This window comes from Exiguobacterium sp. SH0S1 (assembly GCF_004337165.1).
Classification (GTDB): Bacteria; Bacillota; Bacilli; order Exiguobacteriales; family Exiguobacteriaceae; genus Exiguobacterium; species Exiguobacterium aurantiacum_A.
The window spans coordinates 974,489-999,633 of sequence record NZ_SJVC01000001.1 but is presented as its reverse complement, the minus strand read 5'-3'; the positions used below and the strand labels follow the sequence as shown (position 1 = coordinate 999,633).

Annotated in this window: 23 protein-coding genes and 2 tRNA genes; 19 read left to right on the top strand and 6 right to left on the bottom strand. The window is 51.4% G+C overall.

Features of this window, described 5'->3' with window-relative positions:
* The 3 genes from EVJ20_RS05155 to EVJ20_RS05145 all read left to right on the top strand — a co-directional run bounded on the left by EVJ20_RS05155 (position 1) and on the right by EVJ20_RS05145 (position 2,905).
* Positions 1 to 1,344, top strand: a complete 1,344-nt coding sequence (locus EVJ20_RS05155) for a DEAD/DEAH box helicase (RefSeq protein WP_071397764.1) — start codon at positions 1 to 3, stop codon at positions 1,342 to 1,344.
* Between the two features lie 85 nt (positions 1,345 to 1,429).
* A complete protein-coding gene (locus EVJ20_RS05150; RefSeq protein ID WP_131442975.1) occupies positions 1,430 to 2,332 on the top strand; it encodes a deoxyribonuclease IV in 903 nt (300 codons plus the stop codon).
* A 3-nt stretch (positions 2,333 to 2,335) separates the two neighbouring features.
* On the top strand, positions 2,336 to 2,905 hold the full coding sequence (locus EVJ20_RS05145) for a hypothetical protein (protein ID WP_131507212.1): 570 nt from the start codon (positions 2,336 to 2,338) through the stop codon (positions 2,903 to 2,905).
* Between the two features lie 37 nt (positions 2,906 to 2,942).
* Here the strand turns inward: EVJ20_RS05145 and EVJ20_RS05140 are convergent, their stop codons facing one another.
* From EVJ20_RS05140 to EVJ20_RS05130, 3 genes are all read right to left on the bottom strand, one after another.
* The gene (locus EVJ20_RS05140; protein ID WP_021065708.1) at positions 2,943 to 3,113 is read right to left on the bottom strand and encodes a DUF1427 family protein; all 171 of its coding nucleotides are present in this window, start codon (positions 3,111 to 3,113) and stop codon (positions 2,943 to 2,945) included.
* Positions 3,114 to 3,204: 91 nt separating this feature from the next.
* Complete coding sequence (locus tag EVJ20_RS05135; RefSeq protein WP_070327011.1) at positions 3,205 to 5,370, bottom strand: RNA degradosome polyphosphate kinase; 2,166 nt, start codon at positions 5,368 to 5,370, stop codon at positions 3,205 to 3,207.
* Complete coding sequence (locus EVJ20_RS05130) at positions 5,367 to 6,902, bottom strand: Ppx/GppA family phosphatase (RefSeq protein WP_131507210.1); 1,536 nt, start codon at positions 6,900 to 6,902, stop codon at positions 5,367 to 5,369. The genes EVJ20_RS05135 and EVJ20_RS05130 overlap by 4 nt, the downstream gene beginning before the upstream one ends.
* A gap of 190 nt (positions 6,903 to 7,092) precedes the next feature.
* On the opposite strand from EVJ20_RS05130, the gene EVJ20_RS05125 reads away from it, so the two are divergent.
* Genes EVJ20_RS05125 through EVJ20_RS05110 form a run of 4 tightly spaced genes read left to right on the top strand, consistent with a single transcriptional unit; the run spans position 7,093 to position 10,562 of the window.
* Positions 7,093 to 7,851, top strand: a complete 759-nt coding sequence (locus tag EVJ20_RS05125; RefSeq protein ID WP_070327013.1) for a metal ABC transporter ATP-binding protein — start codon at positions 7,093 to 7,095, stop codon at positions 7,849 to 7,851.
* On the top strand, positions 7,848 to 8,711 hold the full coding sequence (locus tag EVJ20_RS05120) for a metal ABC transporter permease (RefSeq protein ID WP_131442970.1): 864 nt from the start codon (positions 7,848 to 7,850) through the stop codon (positions 8,709 to 8,711). Before EVJ20_RS05125 ends, EVJ20_RS05120 begins: the two co-directional genes overlap by 4 nt.
* The gene (locus EVJ20_RS05115; protein ID WP_131463777.1) at positions 8,698 to 9,108 is read left to right on the top strand and encodes a Fur family transcriptional regulator; all 411 of its coding nucleotides are present in this window, start codon (positions 8,698 to 8,700) and stop codon (positions 9,106 to 9,108) included. The genes EVJ20_RS05120 and EVJ20_RS05115 overlap by 14 nt, the downstream gene beginning before the upstream one ends.
* 56 nt (positions 9,109 to 9,164) lie before the next feature.
* A complete protein-coding gene (locus EVJ20_RS05110; RefSeq protein ID WP_131507208.1) occupies positions 9,165 to 10,562 on the top strand; it encodes an NAD(P)H-hydrate dehydratase in 1,398 nt (465 codons plus the stop codon).
* A 32-nt stretch (positions 10,563 to 10,594) separates the two neighbouring features.
* Here the strand turns inward: EVJ20_RS05110 and EVJ20_RS05105 are convergent, their stop codons facing one another.
* The 3 genes from EVJ20_RS05105 to EVJ20_RS05095 form a co-directional block, all read right to left on the bottom strand.
* A complete protein-coding gene (locus EVJ20_RS05105; protein WP_236633687.1) occupies positions 10,595 to 11,179 on the bottom strand; it encodes a hypothetical protein in 585 nt (194 codons plus the stop codon).
* Between the two features lie 70 nt (positions 11,180 to 11,249).
* Positions 11,250 to 12,371: a flavodoxin-dependent (E)-4-hydroxy-3-methylbut-2-enyl-diphosphate synthase gene (ispG, locus tag EVJ20_RS05100; protein ID WP_016508052.1), complete on the bottom strand. Its 1,122-nt coding sequence runs from the start codon at positions 12,369 to 12,371 to the stop codon at positions 11,250 to 11,252.
* Between the two features lie 254 nt (positions 12,372 to 12,625).
* Complete coding sequence (locus EVJ20_RS05095; RefSeq protein ID WP_236636164.1) at positions 12,626 to 13,084, bottom strand: hypothetical protein; 459 nt, start codon at positions 13,082 to 13,084, stop codon at positions 12,626 to 12,628.
* 182 nt (positions 13,085 to 13,266) lie between these two features.
* On the opposite strand from EVJ20_RS05095, the gene EVJ20_RS05090 reads away from it, so the two are divergent.
* The 12 genes from EVJ20_RS05090 (at position 13,267) to EVJ20_RS05035 (ending at position 25,139) form a co-directional block, all read left to right on the top strand.
* The gene (locus tag EVJ20_RS05090; RefSeq protein WP_131490382.1) at positions 13,267 to 14,913 is read left to right on the top strand and encodes a Na/Pi cotransporter family protein; all 1,647 of its coding nucleotides are present in this window, start codon (positions 13,267 to 13,269) and stop codon (positions 14,911 to 14,913) included.
* A 114-nt stretch (positions 14,914 to 15,027) separates the two neighbouring features.
* Positions 15,028 to 15,104 (top strand) — tRNA-Met (locus tag EVJ20_RS05085).
* 4 nt (positions 15,105 to 15,108) lie between these two features.
* Positions 15,109 to 15,182 (top strand) — tRNA-Ile (locus tag EVJ20_RS05080).
* Between the two features lie 122 nt (positions 15,183 to 15,304).
* Positions 15,305 to 16,774, top strand: coding sequence for an alpha-amylase (locus EVJ20_RS05075; protein WP_131507206.1), 1,470 nt, complete (start codon positions 15,305 to 15,307; stop codon positions 16,772 to 16,774).
* An 84-nt stretch (positions 16,775 to 16,858) separates the two neighbouring features.
* Entirely contained in the window at positions 16,859 to 17,467 is a 609-nt protein-coding gene (locus tag EVJ20_RS05070) for a superoxide dismutase (RefSeq protein WP_071397750.1), read from the top strand.
* Positions 17,468 to 17,620: 153 nt separating this feature from the next.
* On the top strand, positions 17,621 to 19,678 hold the full coding sequence (locus tag EVJ20_RS05065; RefSeq protein ID WP_199749299.1) for a peptidoglycan D,D-transpeptidase FtsI family protein: 2,058 nt from the start codon (positions 17,621 to 17,623) through the stop codon (positions 19,676 to 19,678).
* Positions 19,679 to 19,830: 152 nt separating this feature from the next.
* Positions 19,831 to 20,769, top strand: a complete 939-nt coding sequence (locus EVJ20_RS05060; protein WP_131463765.1) for a PstS family phosphate ABC transporter substrate-binding protein — start codon at positions 19,831 to 19,833, stop codon at positions 20,767 to 20,769.
* A gap of 84 nt (positions 20,770 to 20,853) precedes the next feature.
* Positions 20,854 to 21,798, top strand: a complete 945-nt coding sequence (gene pstC, locus EVJ20_RS05055) for a phosphate ABC transporter permease subunit PstC (RefSeq protein ID WP_131463763.1) — start codon at positions 20,854 to 20,856, stop codon at positions 21,796 to 21,798.
* Position 21,799: 1 nt separating this feature from the next.
* Entirely contained in the window at positions 21,800 to 22,711 is a 912-nt protein-coding gene (gene pstA / locus EVJ20_RS05050; RefSeq protein ID WP_131463761.1) for a phosphate ABC transporter permease PstA, read from the top strand.
* 103 nt (positions 22,712 to 22,814) lie between these two features.
* Positions 22,815 to 23,576: a phosphate ABC transporter ATP-binding protein PstB gene (gene pstB, locus EVJ20_RS05045; RefSeq protein ID WP_233589588.1), complete on the top strand. Its 762-nt coding sequence runs from the start codon at positions 22,815 to 22,817 to the stop codon at positions 23,574 to 23,576.
* Between the two features lie 15 nt (positions 23,577 to 23,591).
* Entirely contained in the window at positions 23,592 to 24,254 is a 663-nt protein-coding gene (phoU, locus tag EVJ20_RS05040) for a phosphate signaling complex protein PhoU (RefSeq protein WP_131463758.1), read from the top strand.
* Between the two features lie 120 nt (positions 24,255 to 24,374).
* Positions 24,375 to 25,139 carry a DUF4912 domain-containing protein gene (locus EVJ20_RS05035; protein ID WP_131440104.1) on the top strand — a complete coding sequence of 255 codons (765 nt, stop codon included), beginning with the start codon at positions 24,375 to 24,377 and terminating at the stop codon, positions 25,137 to 25,139.
* Positions 25,140 to 25,145 lie beyond the last annotated feature (6 nt).

The following is a 25,145-nucleotide window of genomic DNA, read 5'->3' as shown; positions in this document are numbered from 1 at the left end:
TTGAACAGCTTCCAACAGTTCAAATTGTTACCGTTTATCGTCGATGCCTTGACAGAAAAGCGCATCACTAACCCAACGGACATTCAGGCACGGATTATTCCAGCCGCGATGAATGGCCGTGACATCATTGGAAAATCACAAACCGGGACCGGGAAGACACTCGCGTTCCTCTTACCTATTTTAGAATCGATCGACCCGAGCGAACATGAAGTCCAAGCGATCGTTGTCGCACCGACACGCGAGCTTGCCTGGCAAATCCACGAAGAGTTGAAAACACTCCTCGTGAAGCAGCCTGACTATATTAAGACGAGTTTGATCGTCGGCGGAACTGACCGTGAACGTCAAATCGACAAGATGAAAAACCCACCACAGTTGATCATCGGGACGCCAGGCCGTCTGCTCGACTTGATGAAAGTTCAGGCGTTGTTCCCGCATAAAGTCAAACATTTCGTCGTCGATGAAGCCGATCAAATGCTTGATATGGGCTTCTTGCCAGAAGTGGACCGCATCGCGCAGTCGCTTCCGGAAAGACTGCAAACGATGGTCTTCTCAGCGACAATCCCAGAGAAGCTTGAGCCGTTCTTGAAGAAATATCTTCACGATCCGCGCTACGCTGAAGCGAGTGCCGAGCACCGCGTCGCACCGAAGATCAAGCACCACGTCATCCCGGTCCGTCACCGCGACCGCAAAGAATTGACGGTCGAAGTGGCCAAAGCAATCAATCCGTTCGTCTGCCTCGTGTTCACGAACACGAAACAAGACGCGGATGAGCTCGAGAAGTCGTTCCGTGAGGCAGGCCTCAACGTCGGGACGCTTCATGGCGACATGCAAGCCCGTCGACGCAAGCAAGCGATCAAAGACATCAACGATGCAAAATATCAATACGTGATCGCAACCGACTTGGCTGCCCGCGGGATTGATATTAAAGGTGTGTCGCACATCATCAACTTCGGTATCCCGAAAGATCTCGACTTCTACACACACCGTGTCGGCCGGACCGGTCGTGCCGGTGCTACCGGAGAAGCGTATACGCTGTATGAAGATCACGAGAACGGCCCGATCAATCGACTTGAAGAGCGTGGTTTCGCGTTCACACATGTCGATGTCAAAGGCGGGACGCTCCAAGAGATCAAGACTCGTAAACGCCGCGTGACCGACCGTAAGATGAAAGTATCGCACACGGCGCACAGCCGTATGGCCGGTGAGATCAAGAAGGCGAAGAAGAAAGTCAAACCAGGCTACAAGAAGAAGTTCAAGTATAAATTGAAAGAGACGGCTTCGCGCGAGCATATGCAACAACAGCGCACGGAACGTCGTGAGACCCGTAAGAAGAACAGACGGTAATCACTAAACAGAAGAATCGACTTCATGGAGTCGGTTCTTCTTTTTGTGTACACTAAAGGCAGAAGATTGCGAAGGAGAGTTGACTATGTTAAAAATTGGTTCACACGTTTCGGTTTCAGGTAAGAAGATGCTGCTCGCTGGCAGTGAGGAGGCCGTCTCGTACGGTGCGACGACGATGATGGTCTATACGGGCGCGCCTCAAAACACGCGTCGTAAACCGATCGAGGAGTTAAATATCGAAGCGGCGCTCGTCCACATGGCGGCGCATGACATCGAGGAGATCGTCGTCCACGCCCCATACATCATCAACCTGGGCAATACGACGAAACCCGAGACGTTCGAACTCGCGGTCTCGTTTTTGGCAGCTGAAATCAAGCGGGCCGAAGCGCTACAAGTCGCCCGCCATGTCGTCCTTCACCCAGGCGCCCATGTCGGTGCCGGCGAAGACGTCGGTCTCGCTCGCATCATCGAAGGCTTGAATGAAGTGCTGACCGGAGACGAGACGGTGAAGATCGCCCTCGAGACGATGGCAGGAAAAGGAAGCGAACTCGGGAAGACGTTTGAAGAACTCGCGACGATCATCGACGGAGTGACGCATAACGACCGGCTGTCGGTCTGTTTCGACACGTGCCACGTCCATGACGCCGGGTATGACCTCGTCGGGGACTTAGACGGCGTCATTGCCGAGTTTGACCGCATCGTCGGAATCGACCGACTCGGCGTCATCCACGTCAACGATTCGAAAAATGTGCGCGGGGCGAGAAAAGACCGCCACGAAAATATCGGCTACGGGGAGATCGGTTTTGACGCGTTGAACCGAATCATCCATCATGAGGCGTTCGCGCATTTGCCAAAAATTCTTGAAACACCTTACATTCCAATCAGCGAGAAGACGAAAGTCGCGCCGTATAAGCAAGAGATCGACATGTTCCGATTAGGCGCGTTCGACGCCGAATGGCGCGAACGATTCGCGCTCGCGCACCAATAAGCGATGAGCGTGCTAAAGATCGATCCAGAGACGTATGACGTATTTGCGGCGCTCCCGACATACTTTCGCGAGCAGAGCCCGTTTTACATTGAAGGAAGCGTTGAGGGACCAGCCTTGATCGAAGTCGTTGGATATGGGATCGTCGCGGAAGTCGAGATTATGCTCGTCGAGACGACGACGCGCCCCGACGACCGGTATTGGCGAACGCGTCCCGACGATGAAGTTCGAGACTATTGTCTCGTCGATTTAGTCGGCCTTGATTTTCATCATCCGCTGCTCAAGAGTGGTATGTACGACGTGTCGACGTCATATGCGACGTTAAAAGATATGTGGGACCGCGGTTATCAAGTCCCATCCCAACGCTGGACACGGCAAACGTACGAGACGCATCTAGCCCGGGAACGAATGATGATGCACCGTATCGCTTCCGTCACGGCTTGTACGAGCTGTGGAGTCGACTTGATAGACAGGTATGGGGCGATGGCCCATCGTCTGCTAGAGTACCATCTTGAAGGAGACAGCGGGATGTGGGTCTGTCCGACTTGTCATAAGGCGATCCATCATGCAGAGTAACAAAAAGAACGATGCCCGCGGGCATCGTTCTTTTTGTTTAAAATGGCCAGTTCGCAAGCGCGAATTGGTAAACTTTCATCCCGAGAAAGACGCCAAAGATTCCAATGACGCCAGGCAAGACCGGGGGGGCAGGCAACGGCAACTTCAAGGCAGTGAAAATCATGCCACAGATGAGGCCGGCGAGCAACGAGAGTAAGATTTCTTGCATGAATGATTCCTCCATATTCGAAAATGAAAGCGTTTCAACTAACTGAACGAACTAATTATACAATGTTCTTTCTCGTTTGAGAAGTCTAACATCAGTCATCAGTCATTTTCTCATTTTCGGCCCGGAGGCGAAGGACTTCACGTTCGGCCCAGTTCGACGGCTCCCGTTCGAAGACGCTCGGGATGTTGTTCCAACGGCCGCCTGTATATTGATGGATGATGATCTGCGATTGAATTTTCTCTTGGCCAGGTTCTTGCTTGATGTAGACGTAACTGCCATCGGCGCGTTGGATCCGTGCTTTGACGTTATCGACGAGCTGTAGCGCGAGCATGTCTTTAATGTAAGACTTATGACCCGCATCTAGGATTGGGAACAAGATCTCGATGCGCTTTTTCATGTTTCGGGTCATCCAGTCCGCAGACGAGCAATACAAGTCTTCTTTCCCGTTTTGGTAGAAATAGAAGATGCGAGAATGTTCTAGATAGCGGTCGATGATCGAGACGACACGAATATTTTCCGAGACGCCTTTAATGCCCGGCCGCAGGCAACAGATGCCGCGAATGATCAAATCGATCTTGACCCCGGCCTGAGACGCGTCATACAGCTTCGTAATGATCGACTTGTCGGTGAGCGAGTTCATCTTGGCGACGATGCGACCGTTCCCATACTTCTCATGCAGTTTGATCTCGTCTTGAATCTTGTGAAGGAAGAAGTCGAGCATGTCGTCAGGCGACGTCTCGAACTCGTGCCAAGACGGTCGTTCACCGTAACCGGAGAGCCAGTTGAAGAAGTTGGTCGCATCTTCGGCCAAGTCCTCGTTCGTCGTCAACAAGCCGATGTCCGTATAAAGCTTCGCCGTCGAGTCGTTGTAGTTACCGGTACCGAGGTGGACGAAGCGTTGGAGGACACCTCCTTCTAGAATCCGTACGACAAGCGTGATCTTCGAGTGCGTTTTTAACTCTTTATAGCCGTAGATGACGTGGGCCCCGGCTTTTTCGAGCTGTTTCGCCCATTGAATGTTCTTCTCTTCATCGAACCGAGCCTTTAGTTCGACGAGGACGGTGACTTGTTTGCCACTCTCGGCGGCGTCAGTGAGCGCTTTAATGATCGGTGAATCGCCAGACACACGGTAAAGCGTCTGCTTGATGGCCAAGACGTTCGGGTCTTTCGCGGCCTGGGCGATAAAGCGGACGACCGGGTCGAACGAATGGTATGGGTGATGGAGCAAGTAATCCTTTTTCAGGACGGCCTTGAACAAGTCCTTGCCGGGCTCGAGTCCTTCCGGGACGAACGGGATGAGCGTCTCGTTGATCATCTCATCATACTCGATTCCGATCTTATTATAGATGCCAAACAAGAACGTCAAATCGATCGGTCCGTCGACGACGAAAATGTCGCGGTCGTGCAGATCGAGGACGTCTTGCAGCATAAACAACAGTTCTTTACTGAGTGAACGTTGTTGGACCTCGAGGCGGATGCCGACGCCGTAACGGCGTTTCTTCAATTCTTTCTCGATCTGTTTCAACACATCGTGACTGCCTTCTTCATGGAACGGCATGTCAGCGTTGCGGGTGATCCGGAATGGCATCGTCGACTCGACTTCAAAGCCTTTGAAGAGCGAATCGATGAATTGGATGATGACGTCTTCGAGCAACATCAAATCGGCATGTTCTTCGTCTTCTGTCGGCAGTTCGAGAAAACGCGGTAGGACGGCCGGTACTTGAACGAGGGCGAGTCGCTTTTTGCCTTCTGAGGTCGACGAGATTTCGACGGCGATATTGAGCGATTTTGACAACAGCATCGGGAACGGGCGATACGCATCGACCGCGATCGGTGTCAAGACCGGGAAGACGTGGGTCCGAAAATACAGTTTAACAAAATCAAGTTGCTCTTTGTTCAAGTGCTTCGGACGTAAAAAGCGGACGTTTTCTGTTCCGAGTTGTTTGACGATTTTTTTATACGTCGCATATTGGACTTCGACGAGTTCTTGAGCTTTGATTGAGATCGCTTTAATTTGCTGCTTCGGTGTCAGCCCGGCCTTGTCCTCCGGTTGGTTGAATCCGGCTAGCACCTCGTCTTTCAGTCCTCCGAAACGGACCATGTAGAACTCATCGAGGTTTGCACTGAAGATGCCGAGAAATTTGAGGCGTTCCATGAGCGGATTGCGGTCATCGATCGCTTCTTGGAGCACGCGCTCGTTAAAGCTGAGCCAGCTCAATTCGCGGTTGTTAAAATGTTCTGGTAAGTAAGTCGTCATAAAGTGATCCTCTCCTCTACGCGTAACTCGATCGTCGTTTCGATCGCGCGTTCTAAATGCTTTTTGTGACGGATGCCGCGCTGCAATTCAAAGCGCGGGGACGTCGATGTATGAAGGGTGAAGGCAAGCCCGTCGTCTGTTGTCTCGACGTCGATGTTCTCGACGACTTGACGCTCGGTCAAATCGAGCGCGTCGACAAGTTTGACGATTGATCCGATCAGCTCTAGACTCTTCAACATTTTCGAGTCGAACCATTCAGGAAAGCCCTCGATATGCTGTTCGAGCAGGCGCCGTGACTTGTAAGACGTGACGAGCGCCAGGGCGAGCCGGTCTTCGTTGTTCATGCCTTTAAAGTCATTGGTCGTGATCAAATGGAACGTGTGGTCGCTCTTGTTGTTATGGTCGATGTATTCACCGACGTAAGCGAGACGGCAAGCTGCTTCTAACAGTCCCGGTTCGAACGGTTTTGGTTTGATCGTCTTCGCCTCGATCAAGCCCATATAAATTTGACGGGCCAGATGGACGAGATGACGATGCCGGACCGGATCGACGTCGTATTGTTTCTCGAAGTGGCGGAAACTTTCTTCTTTGACATCGGCGAAACGGATCTCGTTGTTCTCTTTTAAATAGTATTCATAAAATAGCCCTTCCCGCAGACCGTTATTGCTCATCGTAAACTCAGGCACTTTTAAATAGCGGGCCAGTTCATCGATTGCGGTCACGGCCGGAGCGATGATGTCCATCCGATCTTTTGACAGGCCATCGAGTCGTCCGAGTTGTTTCGTCGACATGTCGATCAGTTCATCGACGACTTCGTGAAGCCGGTCGGCACCGAGCGTATATTGATGGATGCCTTCAAGCGGGAAGTGGGACAACGACTGTTCGACGCGGACGAGGTTTCGGGCGGTCCCGCCGACACCGACGAGCGGAACACCGTGAGGGACGAGCCAATCGATGTCTTTGAACGCCTTCTTCAAGAACGCGGTCAGTTGTTTCCGCTCATCTTTCGAGAGCGTGTCGCCTGACATAAAATCGTTCGTCAACGTGACGGCACCGAACGGGAAACTATGATAAAAGACGAGCTCGCGGTCTTTGAAGTAAGTCACTTCCATTGAGCCGCCGCCGATGTCGACCGAATAGCCGTCTTCGATATAAGTCGAGTTGACGATGGCCGAGTATCCGAAATACGCCTCTTCATAGTCACTTAACAAGCGGATCTCCATCCCGGTCGCGTCAAGGACCTCGTTTAAAATCGCTTCAGAATTGCTGGCGTTGCGGATGGCTGCGGTCGCGACCGGCAACATCTCTTTGACGCCATGATGCTTGTTCAGGCTGATGAAATGGTCGAGTGTCTCGATTAACGATTGGATGCCCATTTCGGACAGTTCGTTCGCATCGGTGATATGACTCGAGAGCCGAGCGACTTCCTTCACGTTCAACCGTTCAAAATATTGGCCGTGTCGATTCACTTCAAAAATGACGTTGCGAATCGAGTTTGACCCGATATCAATGACTGCTAATTTTTTTTCCACGGTAAATCCCCCTCTGCGATACCTCTAGTGTACAACGAACACTAGACAAACTCATCTTGATTTTGTGTGAAGACGTGACGACGAGCTTCTCGATCTTCTCAAACTTGAAGCATTTAATAATATTCTGTATAATACAGACGCCAAGCAAGTAGAAATGATTACGATTTATCAAACGAGAGAAGGGTAGCTCATGACGACATCTGTCGTAAAATTAGATCATGTTTCGTATTATTATGATGGCACGGCCGCACTTCGGGACGTGTCCATCGATATCAAGCAAGGTGATTTCGTCGCCATCGTCGGCGAGAACGGGTCAGGCAAGTCGACGTTGATTCGGACGATCCTTGGTCTATTGAGCCCGCAGGCGGGAACGGTCGAACTGTTCGGTCGCCCGCAAGGCCAATTCAAGGACAAGTCCCGTATCAGTTACGTTTCCCAAAAAGCGGCGTCGTTTAACTCGGGGTTTCCGGTGACGGTCGAAGAAGTCGTCGCCATGGGCCGGTACGGACGGCTAGGCCTGTTCAAGCGATTGAACATGGAAGATAAGGCCGCCATTCAAAATGCACTCGAGACGGTCAACATGTGGCAGTATCGGAATCGCAAAATCGGAAGCCTGTCCGGTGGGCAGCAGCAGCGTGTGTTCATCGCCCGGGCCATCGTCAACCAACCCGATTTGCTCATCTTGGATGAGCCGACGGTCGGGGTCGACCAAAAGCATCTGCGGGACTTTTATGAAGTGCTCCACTTGTTGCGCGAGCAGACGTCGTGCACGTTCATCCTCGTCACGCACGATTTAAACGTCGTCACCGACCTCGTCACGAAAGTCGTCCATCTTGACCGGGGACGTATGGCCTGTAACTGTGGGTTGAAAGAGTATAGCGAACTAGGAGAACTTGCCGCCATCAAGCCGTATCCCGTCAAAGTCCTCGTTCATGAAGGTATGTCATGATTGCCGACTTGTTAACCTATAGTTTTTTACGTTATGCGTTCATAGCGGCCGTCGTCATCGGGTTTACGGCCCCGTTGATCGGTTCTTTCGTCGTCGTCAGACGGATGAGTCTGATTGCCGACGCTTTGTCACACGTGACACTCGCCGGCATCTCCTTCAGTTTGTTTCTCGGACAGTATGTCTTGTTCTTCTCTGACTTGAATCCGCTCTACCTCGGGACGCTCGTCTCGGTGCTCGCGGCGCTCGGTCTCGATTGGCTCCGCAATAAGTACGTCCATTTCCAAGAGCTGTCGATCCCGATCATGATGTCGGCGGGGATGGGGCTGAGCGCGATCTTCATTTCGTTGTCGCGAGGTTTCTCGGTCGATTTGTCGACGCTGTTGTTCGGTTCGATTTCAGCGGTCAGTCCGTCTGATATCGGTTTGATTCTAGCTGTCGCGCTCATCACGGTCATCGTCATCGTCGTGTTTTATAAACAGCTTTTGTTCTTGTCGTTCGATGAAGAACAAGCGAAAGTGTCCGGGTTGCCGAGCACGTTGTTACACATGTTGTTCATGTTCGTCGTCGCGCTCGTCATCGCTGTCAGTATGCGGATCGTCGGCACGTTGCTCGTCTCGAGCTTGATCACGTTACCGGTCGCGGCCGCACTCCGGTTCACGAACAGTTTCAAACAGACGATTGTTTGGGCAATCGTGTTCGGTGAGCTTGCGACGATCGGGGGACTTGTCCTCGCCTACGAACTAGACGTCGCCCCGGGCGGTGTCATCGTCTTGCTCGCCGTCTTGATTTTGGCTGCCGTCATGTTGTTTGAGAAGATCGGCTCGTTACGGAAGAAGGAGGTACTCCATGAAACAGACTGAACAAATCGAACGGTTGCAATCGTCGTCATTGAAAGTGACGCCGAAACGGATTGAGATGTACGCTTATTTGGCGACCGAAGAACGCTACGTCAGTGCGAAAGACGTCCTGGATTATATGCGTTCGAAACATCCGACGATGAGCTTTGATACGGTCTACCGGAACTTGAAGTCGTTTGCGGAGGAAGGGTTGCTCGAAGCGACCGAGTTGAACGGTGAGAAAGCGTTCCGGGTCACGTGTGGCTCATCGCACCACCACCATCATTTGATCTGCCGCGGGTGCGGCAAGACGAAACTGCTCGAACTTTGCCCGATGCGTTACGTAGAGACGCTTGACCCTGATTTTGAGGTCATCGATCATAAATTTGAGATTTACGGGTATTGTAAACAATGTAAGTAAGGAGGTTGATTACTGCAACTTCCTTTTTTGTGTACATATAAGAAAGGAGTGAGTCGATGATTTATACGGCAAGCGACATCAAGCGAGCGGATGAACAGGCTTTTGCGCACGGGACGACGCCCGAAGCCTTGATGGAGCGGGCGGCGCTGGCCTTGACGAATCGTTTAGCGATTCGAGCAGAGGCGTCCGTCCTCGTCGTCTGTGGACGAGGGAATAACGGGGGCGACGGTTGGGTCATCGCCCGTGAACTGCACCGGCGTGGGTATGACGTCAGCGTCTGGGCACCACTCGGCGAGCCGAAATCGCCAGAAGCCTTGACGCACGCAGCGTTAGCGAAGCAAGTGGTCCCGGTCGTAGATGATCCGAGACGGACGGACTATATTATCGACGCCTTGTTCGGAGTCGGCCTTGATGGGCCGGTCACAGGGAAGGCGAGAGACGTGATCACCTGGATGTGCGACCAAGCGGCGACGGTGATCGCGGTCGATGTCCCGTCCGGTGTGCCGAGCGACGAGACGAGCCGGTTCGACGGTCACGCGATCAAAGCCGATCAGACGTTGACGTTACATGGTTACAAGCGAAGTGCGTTCTTGAATCAAACTGCACCGTTTTACGGGAAAGTCGAACGAATCGACATCGGATTGCCTGAGACGTCGAACTGGCGCGTATTGACGGAGACCGATTTTGACCGCGGTCTGCTATCCCGTGATCCATATGGCCATAAATCGACTTACGGTCACGGTCAGCTCGTCGGCGGGAGCCGCCACTTGATCGGGGCACCGTTTCTAGCAGCTCAGGCCGCCCTTCGGAGCGGACTCGGACTACTCGATTTGGCGGTGCCGGCTGAGGCGATGGCACTGGCCGCAACGTTACCGGAGGCGATGTTTTACGAGATCGATGCCATACCGGATGCACGATACGCGGCGACGGCGATCGGTCCCGGCATGGTCGAGGATGAACGGTTGACGAACGCTTGGCAAGCGGTCAAGAAACGGACGACGCCGATCATCGTCGATGCCGGTGCGCTGACGCAGGAACACTTACAGGCGTCGGGCCCATTGACGCTCACCCCGCATCCCGGTGAACTTGCCCGGTTGACGGGACAGACGGTCGAGATGATCGAGGCAGACCGGTTCAAGGCCGCATCAGACTTTGCGAGGCAACATGGGGTTCATCTCATTCTAAAAGGGACGTACACGTTGATCGTTTCGCCAGACGGGACTGGTGCCGTCAACACGGTCGCAGCACCGGCACTCTCGAAAGGCGGGAGCGGTGACGTCCTGACCGGCATGCTGCTCGCGCTTTGGGCCCGGAGTGCGCGGATCGAGCCAGAGCAGCCCCCGAACGAACAAGCCGTCCTATGGCACGCGTTAGCCGCTAGGTCGGCGAGTGAACGGATCCATCCGGCAAGCGTTCTCGCGAGCGATGTCATCGAGGCGATCGGACTGGTATAAAAAAGAGGAATCCGGCGGCGGATTCCTCTTTTTTATAGGGTGATGATGGATTTTGTAGTCTCGAAGCTGTCGACGAGATGGAGTGCCTCGTTCCAAGACGTGATGCGTTTCACCCCGTCCGGTAACGGTCGACGATTATACGGGGCGTCGAACAAGAGCACCGGAATCAATGTCTGTTCATGGATCGAGATGGCATTCTCATAGCGATCCTCCATGAACAAGTCGAGCGCGAGATCTTTGACGACGCCGACTTTGTCGTGACTGCCTGTCATGATCAATGAGTCGAGCGGCAGTTCATGCTGTTTGATCCAGTCCTCGGTGACGGAGCGGACGGCCTCGCTGCGCGCCGTCACGTAGTGAAGTTGGTGCGTTTTCCGAATGTGCCAGAGCACTTCGTTCACTTCAGAGTGAGGGAGTGAACGCCGATAGATGGCTTCTTCATGACCGTGTTCGATCATGAACGTCCAAAAATCATGTTGCGTCATATTCGTGTACGTATGGAGCTCGTATTCGGTCGCCTGATGATAATCGATGGCGTAACCGAGCGTGTCGTTCATATAGTGAAAGCAACTTTGCGGATCCGTGACGGTTCCGTCTAAATCTATCCCAATGTGCATCTTGATTCCTCCTTGCCATAACACTCATTGTATCAAAAGCCCGCTCGGTTGCAACCGAGCGGGCGAGAGATTAGTTAGATTGGTTTGCAAGTTGTTGTTCTTCAAGCTCACGCGCGGCAAGTTTCTCGGCGACGATGGCATCGATTTCTTTCTTCAACTCTTCGACCATCGTTGCTTCCGGTACTTTACGGATGATTTTCCCGTGACGGAAGAGCAGGCCTTCGTTACGGGCACCGGCGATGCCGATGTCCGCCTCACGTGCTTCACCCGGTCCGTTGACCGCGCAGCCGAGGACGGCGACTTTGATGTTGACGTTAATGTTTTGGATGTACTCTTCAACTTCTTTCGCAATCGAGATCAAATCGATTTCGATGCGGCCGCATGTCGGGCAAGAGATGAGCGTCGCGGCGTTAGCGGCTAGGCCGAACGACTTGAGCACTTCTTTGGCGACTTTGATCTCTTCGACAGGGTCGTCAGACAGCGACACACGTACCGTCGAGCCGATTCCGAGTGAGAGGATCGCGCCGAGTCCGGCCGCTGATTTGAGTGATCCTGAGAACAGCGGTCCTGATTCAGTGATCCCGACGTGGAGCGGGTAGTCGAACGTCTTCGCGGCGAGCGTGTACGCCTCGAGGGCAAGGTTCACGTCAGACGCTTTGAGCGAGATGATCGTGTTGTAAAAACCGAGGTCCTCTAAAATCTTGACGTGATGCATCGCACTTTCGACCATGCCTTGAGCTGTCGGATATCCGTATTTTTCGAGGAACTGCTTCTCGAGCGAACCGGCGTTGACACCGATGCGGATCGGGATGCCTTTCGCTTTAGCGGCGTTAACGACCGCTTCGACTTTCTCACGGCGACCGATGTTACCGGGGTTGATCCGAATCTTATCGACACCGCTTTCGATGGCTTTCAACGCCAATTTGTAGTCGAAGTGAATATCGACGACGAGCGGGATGTTGATGCGACTCTTGATTTCAGCGAGCGCGTCGGCCGCTCGCTCATCTGGACAAGCGACGCGGACGATTTGGCAACCTGCTTCTTCAAGACGTAAAATTTCGGCGACAGTCGCTTCGACGTCGTGCGTTTTCGTCGTCGTCATCGACTGAATGACGACTTCATCAGATCCTCCGATGATGACGTTGCCGACACGAATCGGACGAGTTAATGAACGGTGTAAGATTTCTGACATATACGTAATCTCCTTCTTTTGGAAAGGTTCCAATCGATTTAGATGGTTGGTTTCTTTCTTATCATAACGAAATGCTTGTGAAAAAGCACCCGGCAAGCGCTCCTAAGATGTGCTCTTTACAAAGTCTAACGTTATCTTAACAGATGCTTCATAATTTTCCACCGTCTCAAGACCGATATATCGGACGAATAGCAACAGGAAGTACTTACTGAACTTGCACCGAAGACGTGATAAAAAACTCGGGACAGCGCGTGTTAGCGTCGTCCTGAGTTTTTTTGTTTAAGCGGAATTTGGAATAGTGGGACGGTCAAGTAGACGATCGTGACAACGAAGCCGAACCAAAGAAATGCAGGCATAAAGTGATACAAGGCGACGAGCAAGAGCGTCGGCACGAGTGTCATCGCGACCGCGTAAGGCCAAGCTTGCCGATACGGCCACGGTTTCTTCATTCGAAGTCTCGTCACGAGTTGAACGAACAAGGCGGCGACGGCGACCCACATCATATAGAAGAAGAAAATGGCGAAGCCGTGTAAAAACAGCCACATCGGTGCGAAAAAATCGGGCCGCAAGACGAGGTAATCTAAGACAGTCGCGACGATTGTAAAGACGAGGCTCGCCAACATATAAGCGTGTAGCGGAGCTAGACGGAGCCGTAGCGTTTGCTTCGTAGGTAGCAGGCTATGGCGGATAAACATTGATGTCGTTTTAAGCATACAGACAAAACCCCATTCTGTTATAGTACAAATTATCTAAAATACATAAAAATAAGACAGCTATTTAATAAAACCTTAACATTAAACGTGTTTACATCGACTCAGGGAAGAAGGCATAATGAGTAGGGCAACAAGAACCAATTAAACACAACCAATTCACAATCAAAAGGAGTACAAAAATCGTGGAATACAATTTGCAAGAAATGTTATTCATGTTTTTTGGAGGATTAGGGATCTTCCTATTCGGTATCAAATCGATGGGAGACGGCCTTCAAAAGTCTGCAGGAGATCGACTCCGCGACATCCTTGATAAGTATACATCGAATCCGTTCCTCGGAGTACTAGCCGGGATCATTGTTACGGTCTTACTTCAAACATCAAGTGGAACAACCGTCATTACGGTCGGCCTCGTTAGCGCCGGTTTCATGACGCTCCGTCAAGCGATCGGGGTCATCATGGGTGCGAACATCGGGACGACGGTAACGGCGTTCATCATCGGGATTGACATTGGTGCTTATGCACTTCCGATTATCGCAGTCGGTGCGATTCTTTTGTTCTTCTTTAAAAGAGAGAAATTCCAACACCTCGGACAAATCTTCTTCGGATTCGGGATGCTGTTCTACGGTCTCGAACTCATGGGAGACGGGATGCGCCCGCTTCGTTCGAGTGAATATTTCATTGATTTGACGCAATCGATGAGTGACAATCCGTTCCTAGGCGTCATCGTCGGTACGGTGTTCACGGTCATCGTTCAATCGTCTTCTGCGACGATCGGGATTTTGCAAGAACTGTACGCAGGTGGCTCGATCCAACTCGATGCAGCACTGCCTGTCTTGTTCGGTGACAACATCGGGACGACGATCACGGCGATTCTCGCTTCAATCGGTGCCTCGGTCGCGGCTCGTCGTGCGGCGGCAGCTCACGTTATCTTTAACTTGATCGGGACAGCCATGTTCTTGATTATTTTGCCGCTCTTCACGCGATACATTTTGTGGATCACAGACTTATTAGCGATTGAAGACAAGATGCAAATCGCCTTCGCGCACGGTACGTTCAACGTCGTCAACACGTTTGTCCAGTTCTGGTTCATCGGGACGATTGCTTGGCTCGTGACGAAACTCGTACCAGGTGAAGATTCAATCGTCGATACGAAAGCGCAACATCTAGACCCTGTCTTCATCCAACAGTCGCCTTCGATCGCGGTCGAACAAGCTAAATATGAAGTCATCCGCATGGGTGATTTCGCGAAGCTCGGTCTTGACGAAGCGCGCAGCTATATGGCGTCAGGAGACAAGAAACACGCTGAGAAGTCGGCACATATCGAAGAAGCGTTAAACTCATTGAACTCTAAAATCACGGATTATCTCGTCAAATTGGCGGCCGTCGATTTGACGGAGCACGAATCACAACAGCATAAGACACTCATGCATGCCATCAACGACATCGAGCGAATCGGTGACCACGTTGAGAACATCATCGAGTTGATCGACTATAAGACGGCAACACGCATCACCCTCTCACCTGATGCTCAAAAAGAGTTGACGGAAATGTATGATCTGACACGGGCCACACTCGAGAAGTCACTTCAAACGCTTGCGAGCGGTGACATGGTCGAGGCGCGTCAAGTCATCGAGATGGAAGCGAAACTCGACATGCTCGAGCGTCAATTCCGTAAAAATCATGTCGTTCGTTTGAACACAGGTGAATGTGACGGCCAAGCTGGTATGTTCTTCGTCGATATGCTCTCGAACCTTGAGCGGATCGGTGACCATGCGATGAACATCACGGAAATCACACTTGAAGATGCAACGAACGAAATATCGGTCTAACGTTTCAAAAAGTCTTGCTACTTAAGTTATAAGTAGCAAGACTTTTTTGCGTACGTGTGACTTTTCATTGACAGTAGAGGCTTCCTTCAGTATATTATTACTGTATAACAACGTGGCGGTGTAGCTCAGCTGGCTAGAGCGTACGGTTCATACCCGTGAGGTCGTGGGTTCGACTCCCTCCGCCGCTACCAATAAGGACCCTTAGCTCAGCTGGTTAGAGCAGACGGCTCATAACCGTCCGGTCGTAGGTTCAAGTCCTACAGGGTCCATCGAGGGCAGCTTTCTAATGAAAGCTGCTTTTTTGTTTACATTTTTGTTTTCAAAAGTGAAGACGCGGGTAAATATCCGTTAGCATTTTGTTTTTGAAAAATATGAAACGAGGCGAAGCGAGATGGAACGAAATCATACGATGATGCAATTTTTTGAATGGCACGTCCCGGCTGACCAAAAGCATTGGAAGCGATTGAAAGAACGGGCTTCTAAATTAAAAAAAGCAGGAATCACCGCACTTTGGTTGCCACCGATCACAAAAGGTCAAAGTGATGAGGATACGGGATATGGTGTCTATGACTTGTATGATTTAGGCGAGTTTGATCAAAAAGGAACCGTCGCCACAAAATACGGGACGAAGCAAGAGCTGCTTGAGGCGACGAAACACGCCCAAGAACTCGGGATGCAAGTATATATGGATGTCGTGTTGAACCATAAAGCCGGAGCCGACGCGACCGAGAAGTTCGACGTGTTAGAAGTCGACCCGGAAGACCGGACGAAAGTGTTGTCGGAAGAACCGTTTGAGATTGAAGGTTGGACGAAGTTTGATTATAAAGAACGAAACGGTAAGTACTCGTCGTTCAAATGGAACTTCCATCATTTCAACGGCACGGACTATGACGCGGCGAGCGAGCATAGCGGTATCTTCTTCATTTTAGGCGATAACAAAAAATGGAATGACAACGTCGATAGTGAGTTCGGCGTATACGATTATTTGATGTTTGCGAACATTGACTATCATCATCCGGAAGTCCGGGAAGAAGTGTTAAGTTGGGGCAAGTGGTTCATCGAAGAGACGAAATGTGATGGCTTCCGTCTCGATGCGATCAAACATATCAACTATGATTTCGTCAAAGAGTTCAGCCAAACGATGAAAGATGAAAAAGGCGAGAACTTTTACTTGGTCGGTGAGTTTTGGAAGTCGGAGCTCGAAGATTGCCGCGCCTTTTTAGACAACATCGACTACCACGTCGATCTGTTCGACGTGCCGCTCCATTACAATTTGCAGCGTGCCTCGATTGAAGGCGCATCGTTTGATTTGCGGACGATCTTTGACGACACACTCGTCCAGTCCCACCCGCTTCACTCGGTCACGTTCGTCGACAACCATGACTCACAGCCGGCCGAGGCGCTCGAGTCATGGGTCGAAGATTGGTTCAAACAGAGTGCTTACGGTTTGATTTTACTCCGCCAAGACGGTTATCCGTGTGTTTTCTACGGTGATTACTACGGCATCAACGGGCCCCACCCGGTCGAAGGGAAGAAGCTGGCCATCGATCCACTTCTGTACGCCCGTCGTGAAAAAGCGTATGGGCAACAAGACGACTACTTCGATAACGAGCACGTGATCGGCTGGGTCCGACACGGCAGCGAGGATATCGAGCGTTCAGGTTGTGCCGTCATCATCTCGAATAACGAAGAGGCGGAGAAACAGATGTACGTCGGGGAGCATCGTGCCGGTGAGAAATGGGTCGACTTGACGCAGACGATCGATGAAATCATCGAGATTGACGAAGATGGAAAAGGGGTATTTAAAGTAGCGGCAGGATCGATCTCGGTCTGGGCGTTGCCGGACGAAGATGTGGAATAAGCCTTTACAATTGAGTAAGCCGTCACAAATCTGTTACATTTAAAACGAACGTTGTTCAAACCAATTTTAAGGGGGATTTTAGTTATGGCTAAATTTGAATTACCACAACTTGATTACGCATACGATGCACTCGAACCACACATTGACGCACGCACGATGGAAATCCACCATTCGAAACACCACAACGCTTACGTCACGAACGTGAACAATGCACTCGAAGGAAAAGACGTAGAGTACTCTTCACTTGAAGACTTGCTCCAAAAACTCGATTCGCTTCCTGCTGACATTCAGACAGCTGTTCGTAACAACGGCGGCGGTCATTGGAACCACTCGTTCTTCTGGAAGTTGTTGAAGAAAAACGAGAACGGGACGCCAACGGGCGAACTCGCAACGGCGATCGACGAAGCGTTCGGCAGCTTTGACGCGTTCAAAGATGAGTTCACGAAAGCCGCTACAACTCGTTTCGGTTCAGGTTGGGCTTGGCTCGTCGTCAAAGGCGGCAAGCTCGAAGTCACGTCGACACCGAACCAAGATTCACCGATCATGGAAGGCATCACGCCGATCCTTGGACTCGATGTTTGGGAGCATGCGTACTACTTGAACTATCAAAACCGTCGCCCGGACTACATCCAAGCGTTCTTCCACGTCATCGACTGGGATTACGTCGCGAAGCTTTACGCTGACGCCAAATAATGACACGATCCCGAGATTCGGTTGAATCTCGGGATTTTTTCTACATTTCATTAATTTGTAAACAAATTATGATATAGTAAAAATCGAGTCTGAAAATAGAAATACAGAAAAGTATAATATAGAAGCAACTGAAAGTGGAAGGAGATAACTGAATTGGCTAGACACCGTGTGAAAGTGCCGAAAAAACGGCGTAACCACCTTCCGTTACGATTAAATTTATTGTTTTTTATCGTCTTCATTTTGTTTGCGACGTTGATCTTTCGGTTAGGCGTCGTCCAAATCGTCAACGGAGAGTTGATCGCCCGAGAGGTTCAAAAGACCGAGTCGAGCAAAATCAAGTACGAGGTGCCTCGCGGCAAAATCTACGATCGGAACGGTCAAGTGTTGGCCGACACAATCTCGAACTATTCGGTCATGTACCGTCGCTCCCAAGTGACGAAAACGGAGGAGCGTCTCGATGTTGCGGTCAAACTTGCTAAGATCGTCGACATTCCGGAGAAAGATCGCAAAGTGACCGAACGGGACCGCAAGGACTATTGGATCGCCATCGATCCTGAGCGCTCGCAAGAACGAGTCCAATCGCTTCTCGCCGAGCTGCCGGAAGAAGAGCGGGCCGCCTTGTCGAACCAAGCAGTCGATCAGTTGCTGCTTGATTCAATCACGCAAGCAGAGATCACGTTCGATGATGCGACCGAAGAGATCATCGCTATCAAACATAATATGGAGAGCGGGTACGCGTTAGACCCGCAAGTCATCAAAATCGGCGCGTCGCCGAAAGAGATGGCTTTGATCGAAGAAAACTTGGAGCTGTTGCCAGGCGTCAGCGTCGAACCGTATTACCAGCGGGCCTATCCGTTCGGTGAAACGTTCCAAAGCTTCCTCGGAAGCTATCGTCAAATCCCGGCCGAGCAACGGGCCTCGTATCAGGCGAAAGGCTACGGGTTGAACGATCGGGTCGGGACGTCTTATCTCGAGCAACAGTATGAAGATATTTTACGCGGGACCCCGGCTTATGACGTGTTCACGACGTATAAAGGCCAACCGGTCGGTGAGCCTACGCGCGTGAGCGGTAATCCCGGAAAAGATATCATCTTGTCGACGGACATCGAATTCCAAAAAGAAGTCGATGAGATCTTGAAGAAGGCGATCCGTGCCGGGCGTTCGGGGAGTCCGCACTTCGACCGGGCTTTCGTCGTCGTCATGAATCCGAAGACGGGCGAGCTGCTCGCTTTGTCTGGGCAAGAGTTAGATCTTGAGACGAACGAGTTTAAAGACGTCTCGACAGGAACCGTTCTCCGGGCGAGCCAAATCGGCTCGACGATCAAAGGGGCGACCGTCGCGTTCGGACTTGAAGAAGAAGTCATCAAGCCGGGCGAATACATTTACGACGCGCCGATCCGCATCGGGTCTTCGCTCAAATCGTCTTACCGGAACATGGGGAACATCAACGACCTCGATGCGCTTGCCATGTCGTCGAACATCTACATGTTCCAGATCGCGCTCAGGCTCGCCGATTATTATTCGACCGGCCAAATCGTCGGTGACAACGTCACCGAAGCGTTCAATACGATGGAGCACTACTATAAACAGTTCGGACTCGGGATCGAGACGGGCATCGATCTTCCTTACGAATCGATCGGTTTCCGGAGCGTGCCCGACCGCGTCACACTGTTGATGGATATGTCGATCGGTCAGTTCATCTCGTATACGCCGATCCAACTCGCGCAATATACGTCGACGCTTGCCAACGGCGGATATCGCGTGCAGCCGCATCTGTTAAAAGAGATCATTGAACCGGGCTCGCTCGATGAGATGAACAAACAAGTCGTCAGCACGTTCCAGCCGAAAGCGCTGAACAAAGTCGACATCCGCGACGAGTTCATCCAGCGTTCGCGTCAAGGCTTCCGTCAAGGGGTCGAGACCGGGACGTCACGGATTCTCCAACAGACGGGGATGACGGCGGCCGGTAAGACCGGGACCGCGCAAGCGATCGCGGAAGGGCCGGACGGCCAAGCGAAACGAAACGCGAACGGTGAGCCGATCAAGACGCTCAACTCGAACCACGTCGGCTGGGCTCCATACGACGACCCAGAGATCGCGTGGGCGATCATCATGCCAGGTCTTGAGGCGGAAGGCGTCAACACGCGCGTCGCCCATGACATCATGAAAGTATATTTTGATTTAGAAGACGTCCAAGCACAGCTCCAGTAAAGAAGTCACTTCGGTGGCTTCTTTTTTTATCTTTACAATTCTTTTACGTTCCGTTTATTTATCGTTAATAGTAGTTTATTAGGATGTTAATTGTAGGACGAAACAACAGACCCGCAACACAAATCAAAGCAAACTCAAGGAGGACGTCAGAAATGTCTTGGATGAAAAAATCAGCTTTACTCGCTTCAATCACTTCGGTGGCCATCGTCGGTGCCGCGTGTGGAAACAATGAAGAAGGAAACGGCGGAGCCGAAGGGGACGCACTTTCAGGTAAAGTCGTCATGGACGGTTCGTCTACCGTATTCCCGATCATGGAAGCGGTCGCTGAAGAGTATTCAGCTGAACAGCCAGACGTTGAAGTAACGGTCGGTGTATCTGGAACGGGCGGCGGCTTCAAACGTTTCGTGACCGGTGAGACAGACTTCTCGAACGCATCGCGTGAAATCAAAGAAGAAGAAGCAGCCGAAGCTGAAGCGAACGGTGTCGAATACACAGAAATCGCGGTCGCACTTGACGGATTGGCGGTTGTCGTCAATCCAGAGAACGATTGGGCCGATGATATCACGATGGATGAGCTTAACAAGATGTGGACAGACAGCAACGTGAAGACATGGAAAGACGTCCGCTCGGACTGGCCGGATGAAGAGATCTCATTCTTCTCACCTGGTAAAGACTCAGGTACGTTCGATTACTTCAACGAAGCAGTTCTCGAAGATACAGACGTTCGCCAAGATGCACAGTTGTCAGAAGACGACAACGTCCTCGTGACGGGAGTTGCCGGAACGAAAGGCGCGATCGGCTTCTTCGGATACGCGTACTACATTGAAAACGAAGGAACGTTGAAAGCGTTGAAAGTAGACGGCGTCGAGCCGACAGCTGAGAACGTGACATCGTTCGAATATCCACTGTCACGTCCAATCTACACGTACGTGAACAACGCATCGATGCAAGAAAAGCCGCAAGTTGTAAACTTCGCACGCTTTATGAACGAAAATGCCGCAGCACTTGCTGAAGAAGTCGGCTACGTCGCGATGGAGCAAGCAAGTTACGATGAGAACGCTAAACTGATTGATGAACTCGCTGGTGAATAAATAGAGCAAATGGCAGAAGGTGAGAGACTCTCTCGCCTTCTCGCCATGCTTTCTAGTATGAAGAGGTAGGGAGCGATAAACGAGATGAACGAATCAAAAAATGAGTTCTCGATTCGAGAGATGATTAACGCGAATAAGCAAAAAAAATATAGTACGACGAACGTGTTTGATAAGGTCATGCCGTTCTTATTATTCTTGAGCGCATTTGTCTCGGTCGTCACGACGATCGGGATTGCTTTGACGCTCGGTTTCGAACTGTTCAAGTTCTTTGAAAAAGTCCCGGTACGCGACTTCCTCGGCTCGACCGAATGGTACCCGCTCAGTGCGGATCCGAGTTTCGGTGTTTGGGCGCTCGTCATGGGCACACTCCAAATCACGCTCATCGCGATGATCGTGGCGGTGCCGCTCGGACTCGCATCGGCCATTTATTTGAGCGAGTACGCGTCTGAACGGGCCCGGACGATTCTCAAGCCGATCCTTGAAGTCCTCGCCGGCGTTCCGACAATCGTCTTCGGGTTCTTCGCCTTGTCATTCGTCACACCGATCTTGCAGTCGCTCATTCCGGGGTTGAAGATTTATAACGCCCTCAGTCCAGGGATCGTCGTCGGCATCATGATCATCCCGATGATCGCGTCGATTTCGGAAGACGCGATGAGTGCCGTTCCGAAAAAGATTCGTGACGGGGCACTCGGCCTCGGTGCGACACGTCTAGAGGTCGCCCTCAAAGTCGTCATGCCGGCCGCGCTCTCAGGGATCATCGCTTCGATCGTCCTCGGGATGAGTCGAGCGATCGGTGAGACGATGATCGTCACGATCGCGGGTGGGTCGCAACCGAACTTCGAGTTCAACCCGCTCAACGCGATCCAAACGATGACGGCGTATATCGTCCAGATCGCCAAAGGTGACGCTGGTTACGGGACAATCGAATACTATAGTATCTATGCGGTCGGTGCGCTTCTATTCATCTTTACGCTCGTGATGAACTTGTTCGCGAACTGGGTGACGCGCCGCTTCAGAGAGGAGTACTAATATGGCTTTGCCGAACAGTGAGTTCAAGAATACGAAGAACTATATTGACCATGAGACCGTATCGCGACGGATTAAAAGTCGCCTACGATTGAACGAAGTATTTAAATACATCTTTTTAGCGGGGCTCGTCTTCGCCTTGCTTGTCTTATCGACGCTTATTTATGACGTGATCTCAAAAGGTGGCGGCTGGGTCAATCTCGACTTCCTCCGCAACTTCCCGTCACGCCGTGCCGAACAGGCCGGTCTTTATCCGGCTTTGATCGGGACGCTTTGGCTCATGATGCTAATCGTGCCGATGGTGTTTATCGTCGGTGTCGGTGCCGCGATTTATTTGGAAGAGTACGCACCGAAAAACCGGCTCACATCGTTTATCGAAGTGAACATCTCGAACTTGGCGGGTGTCCCGTCGATCGTGTTCGGTTTGCTCGGATTGACGTTCTTCGTTCGGACGGCCGGACTTGGCAGCTCGGTCATGACTGGGGCGCTGACGCTCGGTCTGATGAGTTTGCCGATCGTCATCGTCGCGTCACAAGAAGCGTTACGGTCCGTTAAGATGGAGCTACGTCACGCGTCGCTCGCTATGGGTGCCTCGAAATGGCAGACGACGTTCAACGTCGTTTTACCGTCAGCTATTCCAGGGATCATCACCGGGATCATCTTGGCCGTATCCCGGGCCATCGGCGAGACGGCACCGCTCATCATGATCGGAGCGGCGACGTTCATCTCGACGACACCGAACAATGTATTTTCAGACTTTACGGCGCTCCCAATCCAAATTTACAACTGGACGAGCCGTCCACAAGCAGAATTCCAAAACCTTGCCGCTGCCGGTATCATCGTCTTGATGACAGTGCTCATCACGATGAACTCGGTCGCAATCTATATCCGCAACAAGTATACAAATCGACATTGAGTCGCAGCAGTAAACGAGGAGGACTCTCGAGATGATGAAACAAACAGAGCTTAAAGGAGATCACAACGTGAATACAACGACGACCCAACCGAACGAGACCGCGATGCAAAAAGACAGCGCCTATGTCGTGAACAACTTGAACTTATGGTACGGCGACGATCAAGCATTGATCGACGTCAATCTCGACATTAAGAAAAACGAAGTGACGGCCATCATCGGTCCGTCTGGTTGTGGGAAGTCGACGTTCATCAAGACGTTGAACCGGATGGTCGAACTCGTCCCGACGGTGCGGACGAACGGGGAGATTCTTTACCACGGCCGCAACATCTTTGATCGTGACTATAGAGTTGAAGATCTCCGCACGTCAGTCGGGATGGTGTTCCAGCAGCCAAACCCGTTCCCGAAATCCGTGTACGACAACGTCGCGTACGGACCGCGCACGCACGGGATCAAAAATAAAAAAGTGCTCGACGAGATCGTCGAACGCTCACTACGCGGCGCCGCAATCTGGGAGGAAGTGAAAGATCGCTTGAACGAGAACGCCTACGGTCTCTCAGGTGGTCAGCAACAGCGCCTTTGTATCGCCCGGACACTTGCGATTGAACCAGACGTTATTCTTATGGACGAGCCGACGTCAGCGCTTGACCCGATCTCGACACTTAAAGTCGAAGAGCTCGTCCAAGAGTTGAAAGAACAATATTCGATCATCATCGTCACGCACAACATGCAACAGGCAGCACGTGTGTCTGACAAGACGGCGTTCTTCTTGAACGGGGAAGTCGTCGAGTTCGACGCAACCGATAAAATCTTCTCGAATCCAACTGACAAGCGGACTGAAGATTACATTTCTGGCCGGTTCGGTTAAGAGGGGGAGATTACTATGGCACAAAATCGCGCATTTTTTGATGTTAAATTAAACGAACTAGAAGAGAAAGTCGTTCGCCTGGCGAACTTGACGATGCGCCAAACGGCGACAGCAATCGAGGTGCTTGAGAAACGAGACCTCACGCTCGCCCAGACGGTAATCGACAATGATAACGAACTAGACGACCTCGAACTTGAAATCAACGACCAGGCGATTCTCTTGATTGCCAAACAACAACCGGTCGCGACCGATCTTCGTCGCTTGATCGTGACGATGAAGTCCGCGACCGACCTTGAACGGATCGCGGATTACGCGACGAACATCGCCAAAGCCGTGACGCGAATCGAGCACGTCCCGTACTTGCTTGACATTAAGCCGCTCAAGCAGATGGCCGAACAGTTGATCGATATGCTTGAACTCGCAACCCGTGCCTATCGTAAAGGTGAAGCCAGCCGGGTCCGTGAGTTGAATGAGATGGATAAAGTCATCGATGATCTCAACTTACAGGTGATCAAGCAATATATCGGAAGTCTACCGACGATGACGGTCGGAACGAACGATGTTTATGAGTTTGCAAACATCGCCCGCTATCTCGAACGGATGGGCGACCATGTGACCAATTTCGGGGAACATTTGATTTTTCTCGAAAAAGGGAAGCATTATGATTTAAATCAGTGATAAAAGTGGTAAAGAACAACAGGTCTGTTGTTCTTTACTTTTTTTTTGTGCAGGAGTTCACTGAAAAAGAACGAATACGTAGAGCATATGGATTTTTTTTTGGAAGGGAGCCAGACATAAATGGAAGAAAAAATCGTATCCTTGAAACAACAAGGGCTTACGTTAAAGCAGATTGCAGAACAATTAGACATGCCAGTCGGAAAAGTCCAGTACGCATGGCGTAAATGGCGTTCCCAGAACGGTGAGGTCACCAAGCCGACAACCGCTCCTAAAAAATCTTCTAATGAAGGGAAGGATAGAATGAAACGAAACGAGAAAGAAGCTCCAACAGTGGGGCAGGTCGCCTCGACACTCCATCACGAAGAGCCGAAGCAGTCACCGCTCCTTGAAACAGGTCCAGACGGTTTTTGGAAGCTTCCAGACCGCTACGATGTCGACCTCATGCACGCGGTCGTTCAATCCCCGAACGCGGTCTATGTTTTTTGGGAAGTGTCAGACGCTGTGAAAGAGACGCTGACGATGCAGTTCATGCGCCCGTGGGAAGATTTGCCGAAGGCGTTCCGCATCTTAGACATCACCCTGCTCGATTACACATCTGGTCATGCGAACCGGTCTTATACGTTCGAGTTGCCGGAAATGACGAACAGCTGGTTCGTCCGTCCGCTCGACCCGAACACGACGTACGTCTTCGAATTCGGGATTCGGACGATGGAAGGCGAATTTCTTCCGCTCGTCGCCTCGATGCCGATTGATACGCCGCGGAACGAACCGGCAGGAGTCGGACGTTTTGCCGAGCCGGTCAGACGTTGGCAATTCGGTGAAGTCGAGTCACCAGAACTACTCGATACGTTACCAAAATATTCTGCATACCGCTGCGTACGCTGAGGAGGA